We start from the raw sequence: 6,892 nt of genomic DNA, 5'->3' as shown, positions 1-6,892 counted from the left end.
GGCGGCCGTCGTCTCGGACGACAGGGTTGACCCCATAAAGATTCCGTTGGCCCAGTCGCGCGACTGGGTAACCAGCGGCACCGTGGTTTTCCTGCGGCCGCCAAACAGGATGGCCGAGATCTCGACGCCATTGGGGTCGTTGAACTCGTCGGCAAGCATGTCGATCTGGTCGATCGGCGTGCAGAACCGCGCATTCGGGTGGGCCGCCGTCTTGTCCGACGACGGCGTCCAGTCGTTCCCCTGCCAGTCGGTCAGGTGCTCGGGCACCTCAGCGGTCATTCCTTCCCACCAGACTCCGCCATCGTCAGTCAGCGCAACGTTGGTGAAGACTGAATTACCCTTGGCGATGGCGCGCATCGCGTTCGGATTGGTCAGCCAGCCCGTACCCGGTGCCACACCGAACAATCCGGCTTCGGGGTTGATCGCACGCAGCTCACCCTCATCACCGAACCGCATCCAGGTGATGTCATCGCCCAGCGTCTCGACCTTCCACCCTTCGATAGTTGGGTCGAGCAGGGCGAGGTTGGTCTTACCGCAGGCCGAGGGGAACGCTGCGGAGACGTAGTAGGTCTTGTTCTCCGGTGACGTGAGCTTGAGGATGAGCATGTGCTCAGCCAGCCAGCCCTCATCACGGGCCATCACCGAGGCGATCCGCAGGGCATAGCACTTCTTGCCCAGCAGGGCGTTGCCGCCGTAACCGGATCCAAACGACCAGATTGAGCGCTCTTCCGGGAAATGGACAATCCACTTTTCCGAGTTGCAGGGCCAGGGAACGTCAGCCTCACCATCGGCGAGGGGCGCACCCAGGGAGTGCAGCGCCGGCACGTACTCGGCGTTGAGCTCGGTCATCCGCTCCAGCACCTCGGTGCCGATGTTCGCCATGATGCGCATCGAGGTGACTACGTAAGCGCTATCAGTGATTTCAACGCCGAATTTGGGATTCACCGCATCGAGGTGACCCATTACAAAAGGGATCACGTACATGGTGCGCCCGCGCATCGATCCGGTGAAGAGGCCTCGCAGCTTCTCCTTCATCTGACTGGGGTCCATCCAGTTATTGGTGAACCCAGCGTCGCGCTCGTTTTCGGAGCAGATGAAGGTCTGCTCCTCCACACGAGCCACATCCGCGGGGTCCGAAAAGGCCGCAAACGAGTTGGGGAACGTTTCAGGGTTAAGCCGACGCAGGGTTCCGGCGTCCACCAGCTCGTCGGTCAGCGCCTTGTTTTCGGCCTCGGAACCGTCGACCCAATACACCCGGTCAGGCTGAACCATGTCGGCAACCTCCTGCACCCACGCGACTAAAGCTGGGTGTGTGGTCGGTGCCGGGGTTTGCAACCCGCCGACGTGCACTACGGGCATGCCGCTCTGATCGGTTGCCTTCAGGTTCTTGTCTTCAACCAGTTGGCGCAAAGGATCGCCCATAACATGTCCCTTCGTTGGGTGGGTGGTGTAACGATGCTATGGTCCATGTCACTCCCAGCCCTTGCACCATCAACGGGCTCGGGATGGGGTTTGCGACGGTATTTCCCTAGAATCCACGGTGTTGAGATGCTGTCAATACCCCGCAATGTGATTAAGGTCACGTAGACCGGTCTAGTCCGAGCGGTCGCGCATGTCGCGGTGGCTGGCCCAAAAGCTTCTACCTTCCCCCCGAATTAGGCGTAACTCAGCAATAGCTGTAAAGTTATCCAAGGTCAAGAACGGCGTGACTGACGCAGGAATGCGTTGAACATATCGCCGAAGTTGACCAGATTGCGTGCGTAGCTCAATGGATAGAGCACCTGACTACGGATCAGGAGGTTGGGGGTTCGAGTCCCTTCGCGCGCACAGTGCTTCACCAGCAAAAAAGAAAACGCCCCTGGCTTCGGCCGGGGGTGTTTTCTTTTGCCCAGGCTTTTGCGTGCCGGCTTTTGGATAACTGCCAGGCAAAGGTTGCCCCGGCGCACCGGCAGTGAAAAGCTCAAGGCATGAACGACTCCAGGGATTTTGACGTAATTGTGATCGGTGCTGGCGCTGTCGGCGAGAATGTGGCTGATCGCGTGGTGCGGGCGGGACTCTCAGCGGCGCTGGTCGAGGCTGAGTTGGTCGGCGGCGAATGCTCCTACTGGGCCTGCATGCCGTCCAAGGCCTTACTGCGCCCCGGCACGGCGCTAAAGGCCGCCTCGGCGGTGGCCGGCTCCCGGGAAGCAGTCACCGGCTCCCTCGACACAGGGCAGGTGCTGGATCGTCGCACCAAATTCACATCCAACTGGGACGATTCGTCGCAGGCCGACTGGGTGAAGGACAGCGGAATCACCCTGGTCCGCGGCACAGCACGCCTCACGGGTGAGCGTTCGGTCGAGGTGCATCACGACGACGACGTCACCCCCCTGGCCGCCCGGGTTGCAGTGGTATTGGCGACCGGCTCCACGCCCACCATCCCACCGGTCGACGGTCTGGACACGGTTGAGTTCTGGGGAACCCGCGAAGCCACCTCGACACCCCGGATCCCCACGTCCCTCGCCGTCCTTGGTGGCGGTGTCGCGGGCACCGAACTGGCACAAGCCTTCGCCCGGCTCGGCTCGGCGGTGACGATTATTGCCCGCAGCGGCCTCCTCTCCAATTACCCCGCCCCGGCCAGCAAACTGGTGCGTCTGGGGCTTGAGAGTGACGGCATCGACATCAGGACTGACACTGCAACCGAATCGGTGAGGCAGCAGGACAACGGCTCGGTGACCGTACACCTTGAAGGTGGCGAGACAGTGACCGCCGAGAAGCTACTGGTATCCACCGGTCGGTCCCCTGCCCTGGCCGGCCTCGGCCTGGAGGATTTCGGTCTTGACCCGAAGAAGCTCGTCATCGACCCGTCGGGCCGGGTACAGGGGGTCGACTGGCTGTATGCCGTCGGCGACGCCGCGGGCAAGGTCCTGCTGACCCACCAGGGTAAATACGAGGCAAGGATCACCGGTTCGGCGATCGCCGCCCGTGCGGCTGGCACCCTCAAGGACGCCGTCGAGGACTGGAGCGCCTACGCCGCCTCCGCTGATCAGTACGCCGTCCCGCAGGTGGTCTTCACGGACCCCGAAATCGCGATGGCGGGGCGAACCCTGGAGCAGGCGCAGGACGCGGGCCTCAACGTCAGCGAGACATCGCTGGAGATTGCGGTGGCCGGGTCCGCGCTCCACGCCGACAACTATCAGGGGTGGGCGCAGATGGTGGTGGACGAGGATCGTAAAGTCCTGGTCGGGATGACCTTCGCCGGCCCGGACGTCGCTGAATTACTGCATGCCGCGACCATTGCGATCGCTGGGGAAGTCCCACTGGACCGGTTGTGGCACGCTGTGCCGGCCTACCCGACCATCAGCGAAGTCTGGCTACGCCTGCTGGAGAAGTACGGCCTCTAGGCCCGCTGCACCACGAAGTTGGTCATCACGGCGTCCCGGCCATCCAGCTCCGCCCAGCGTCGGTCGTGCTGCAGGACTGACAGGCCCGACGTCGGGTAGTGGGTCGCCATGTCCATCACCGCTTCCTCGTCCGAATCCACCGAGGCCAGCCGCATGGCGAGTTCCTGGACTCCGGGCAGATGGCTGATCACCAGAAGGCTGGTGACCGTCTCGGGAACGTGGTTGATCAACGCCAGGATCGCTGCCGCAGACGCCGAGTACAGCCGGTCCTCAAGTTTGGGGGTCGGCGCCTTATCACCGAGCTCCTTACAGACCCAGGTGCAGGTCTGCCGCGTGCGCAGGGCGGACGAGCACAGAATAAGGTCCGGGACGGAGTCGTTTTCCACCATCCAGAGCCCGGGCAACGGTGCATCACGGTGCCCGCGGGTGCTGAGCGGACGCTCAAAGTCTTCGACGTTGCGCGGCCAGTCCGATTTGGCGTGCCGCAGCAGCATGAGCCGTTTGAGGTGGTGAGATGCCATGGCCTGAAGTCTATGGTGTTTCCCCGCCAGGGTGACGCACCTCGGATCGCCACTTCCAGGGATCCAACAGAAAGAGCGGCTTCCCGGCTCTCGCCCCGGGAAACCGCTCCGATCTGTGGGTCAGCGGTCGGTGTTCCGCTTCGGTCGATGCTGCCCTCCACACTGGCGGAGGCAGAGGCGGCGAGGTTCGTTGGGGAGTCCCTCCGCCGCCTCCGGCTCTAAGCTTCAGTGCTGGTGTCTGCACCGACCTGGGAATTTCTTCCCTGTAATCAACATAGGCTGCGAACCGCTTACCATCACTACGCAGGTACTACCCGACTTTTCGAAGACGCTACGTAGTTTTTTCCTTTTCTGGATCCGCCGCTACGGTGAACGCTTTCCGATGTCCTTCCGGGACGACAATCCCAGCTTTGTGAGGACGCTTTCCACGTGCCCGTCGACCGTCCTGATCGACACTCCGTATTGCTTGGCGATCTGCTTGGCGGTCTTCCCGGCAGCGACGTCAGCGGCGATGGTTGCCTCACGCGAGGTGAGGCGGGTGGCGTGACGCAGCGACGCCAGCTGGGGGTGTAGCCGCTGAAGTTCGGGGTCGAGCCGAGCGAGCAGCTTCGAGGCACTACGCACCACCTTGCTGTTCGATCCCGGCGACTGGGTCAGCAGGACCCCCAGACAGACCGGAACCAACAGGTCCTGCCCCCGGTCGAGGCAAAACTCTGCTGCGTCAACCAGCTCGCTCACGCTTCCGGAGGCGAGCGCGGTCAGCACTGTGTGAAGGCTTTGGGCGCGCGGATCAGAAAGTCCAGCGGTACGTTCGATGGCGACGTCGACGGCGTCATCGGCGCCGATCTGCACCCGCAGGACACTCAGCTCGGCGCGAATCTGCGGATTTGCTGCCTCAACCGGGATCAGTCCGCGCTGACGCGTTGAGGCGCTGGCCGGAGCCTCACCCACCACGGCCATGTAGGCTTCGGCGAGCATCCGGCGTTCCGGCGGTCCGAGGTGGGTAAGCCTCCGGTACTCCCCCACGAAATCGCTCAGACTCGGATCGCCGATAAGCCACGCCGTATAGGTAGCAAGCGCGGCGGCGAGGGGCCTGAACTGCTTGATGTCGCGTGCCCGGAGAACCACAACAGCTGTCCTGAAGTGCGCGAGTGCGGTCAGGGGCCGTCCCCTCCGGAGCGCTGTCAGCCCCTCAACCAGCTCCCAAAACCCGGTGAACCGCTTGATCCAGGGAGCCCGGCGGGCCGTCACCTTGGTTTGGAGTGCCGCCAGCTCGTCCCAGAAGCCGCCTCCGGCCAGCAGGAACATCAGCCGGGTCACGATGTATCCGCCATGGTTGCGCAGGTGCTCATGATCGAGCACCAGGTCCAGCGCGAGGTCCAGTTCTGCTGCTGCGCCCAGGAGGTCGCCGCGCCGGTAGAGCAGCTCACCCGAGACGAGATGCCAGCAAAGCGCTTCCCGGGGATCCTGCGGCACCCCGGTTGCTTCGACCACCGGGTTCTTGGGGATGATTCCGGCGGTGAGCTGCTGCAGCTCGCGGCCCAGCCGCACGATCAGGGTGCTTTCGTAGGCCTTGCCCGCCGGGCCAGTCGCTGTGTGACGCCGGATCGCCTCGGAGAGTGCGGATGCTCCCAACCCCGTGGCGAGATTAATTTGAAAGATGAAGTGGATCACCGAGATCAGGACCTCGGATCCGGGATCGCTGAGAACGAGCCGTCGGAGGCGCGCCAGGGCGAGGTCGGTTCGGCCGTTATAGAACTCGGTGCGTGCACGCTGCACCTCTGCAGCTGCAAAGACGCCGGAGTGGTCCGCTGCAACATCGGACGGTAGCCGGCGGAGCAGGAGTTCCGCCGTGTCTGGCTGGTCGAGGCGGTTCGCCATCGTGGCAGCGGTCAGCACCTCATGGTCGTCGACGGTGACCCCGACTGACAGTTTCCACAGCACCCGGTGGATGATGCCCGGGGTGTTCGTGAGGTCGGTGAGGTGCTCGTGGACGTTCTCCCAGAGCCGTCGGGACCGGAAAGGTTCAACCTGGTGCCGGATAGCTGCGCCGAGGATGGGCGGCGCCGCGCGCAGCCAGATCGTCCCGGCATCTTCTTCCCTGGAGAGCGCACCCTCCAGCAACAAGGCGTTGACCGGGTCCACCCCCCAAAAGTGGACCGCCACCTCGACCGGTATCTGGTGGGCGAGCGCAACAGTCAGGAGAACGTCGGTCTCCTCCGGAGCATAATCGGCGATCAGGCTGAAAATGCGCTCGGCCATCCGGTCGGTCAGGCTGAGTTCACGCGGCAGGATCCAGACGCCGTCGCGCAGTTGGATCAGGTCCTTCAGTTCGCCGTCCCGGGTCACCATTTCCAGCAGGACCGGACTCCCACCGATGACGTCGCAGACCAGGGTGCTGGACAACATCGGGAGGGTGGCTCCCAGGATGGAATCGAAGTACTCCCTGACGTCGGCGGCGGTCAGCACCGGGATGTGAACCTCCTCGATAAAACCGTCAGCAAGGACGAGTTCCAGGTCCAGCGGTAGCTTGCTGCGGGGGCCGCTCCGGATCAGCAAGCCGACCGAGGGCGACTCGGCGAGCCTAGTCAACAGGGCGATACTCGCCGAATCGAGATGCTCCGGTCCACGCACCACCACAACACAGCTCCGCCCCCCAGTCAGTCGCTGGATCCGATCGCGAACCGCGGAGAGGACGTCCAGCTCCGACTCGAAGTCGATGTCCGGAGAATCCTGGAGCAAGGGTGCCAGCGGCGCGTACGGAACATCCGAAAACGACTCCGTTCCCTGCACACTGACCGTATAAAAGGGATCGGCGGACGCAAGAACGCGCGTGAGGAGGAAGTCCCCGCCGAAAACCGTCGACGTCGTGAGGAGCAGCCCCCCAGAGCGGGCGGTGACGAGTTCCCGTCCCGCGGCGTGGAGTACCTCGTCGAGGATGCTCCGTGTCAGCTTGCCGGCGGGGGACACCCTCTTCACGCACCGCCC

Annotated in this window: 3 protein-coding genes, 1 tRNA gene and 1 pseudogene (1 of these 5 cut by a window edge); 2 read left to right on the top strand and 3 right to left on the bottom strand. The window is 63.6% G+C overall.

The features are described 5' to 3' along the window. Positions 1 to 1,359, bottom strand: a pseudogene (locus K728_RS18005) (phosphoenolpyruvate carboxykinase (GTP)) (it extends 478 nt beyond the left edge of the window). A gap of 395 nt (positions 1,360 to 1,754) precedes the next feature. Between K728_RS18005 and K728_RS0100325 the strand changes: the two are divergent. Further along, a tRNA-Arg gene (locus K728_RS0100325) sits at positions 1,755 to 1,827 on the top strand. Between the two features lie 140 nt (positions 1,828 to 1,967). After that, positions 1,968 to 3,383 carry a dihydrolipoyl dehydrogenase family protein gene (locus tag K728_RS0100320; RefSeq protein ID WP_024475471.1) on the top strand — a complete coding sequence of 472 codons (1,416 nt, stop codon included), beginning with the start codon at positions 1,968 to 1,970 and terminating at the stop codon, positions 3,381 to 3,383. Here the strand turns inward: K728_RS0100320 and K728_RS0100315 are convergent. Both K728_RS0100315 and K728_RS0100310 read right to left on the bottom strand, forming a co-directional pair. After that, positions 3,380 to 3,904, bottom strand: coding sequence for a SixA phosphatase family protein (locus tag K728_RS0100315; RefSeq protein ID WP_019482339.1), 525 nt, complete (start codon positions 3,902 to 3,904; stop codon positions 3,380 to 3,382). The two genes, K728_RS0100320 and K728_RS0100315, sit on opposite strands and share 4 nt — an antisense overlap. A gap of 363 nt (positions 3,905 to 4,267) precedes the next feature. Continuing rightward, positions 4,268 to 6,892 (bottom strand): helix-turn-helix transcriptional regulator (locus tag K728_RS0100310; RefSeq protein ID WP_237742053.1); only part of this gene is annotated, 2,625 nt, incomplete at its 5' end.

This window comes from Arthrobacter sp. CAL618 (assembly GCF_000468215.1).
GTDB lineage: Bacteria > Actinomycetota > Actinomycetes > Actinomycetales > Micrococcaceae > Arthrobacter_D.
Note: the sequence above shows the minus strand (reverse complement) of the source record. Positions and strands in the feature narration are given on the sequence as shown.

Coding starts and splice junctions, on each gene's coding strand:
- K728_RS0100320 (WP_024475471.1), top strand. CDS start 1,968: ATGAACGACTCCAGGGATTTTGACGTAATTGTGATCGGTGCTGGCGCT.
- K728_RS0100315 (WP_019482339.1), bottom strand. CDS start 3,904: ATGGCATCTCACCACCTCAAACGGCTCATGCTGCTGCGGCACGCCAAA.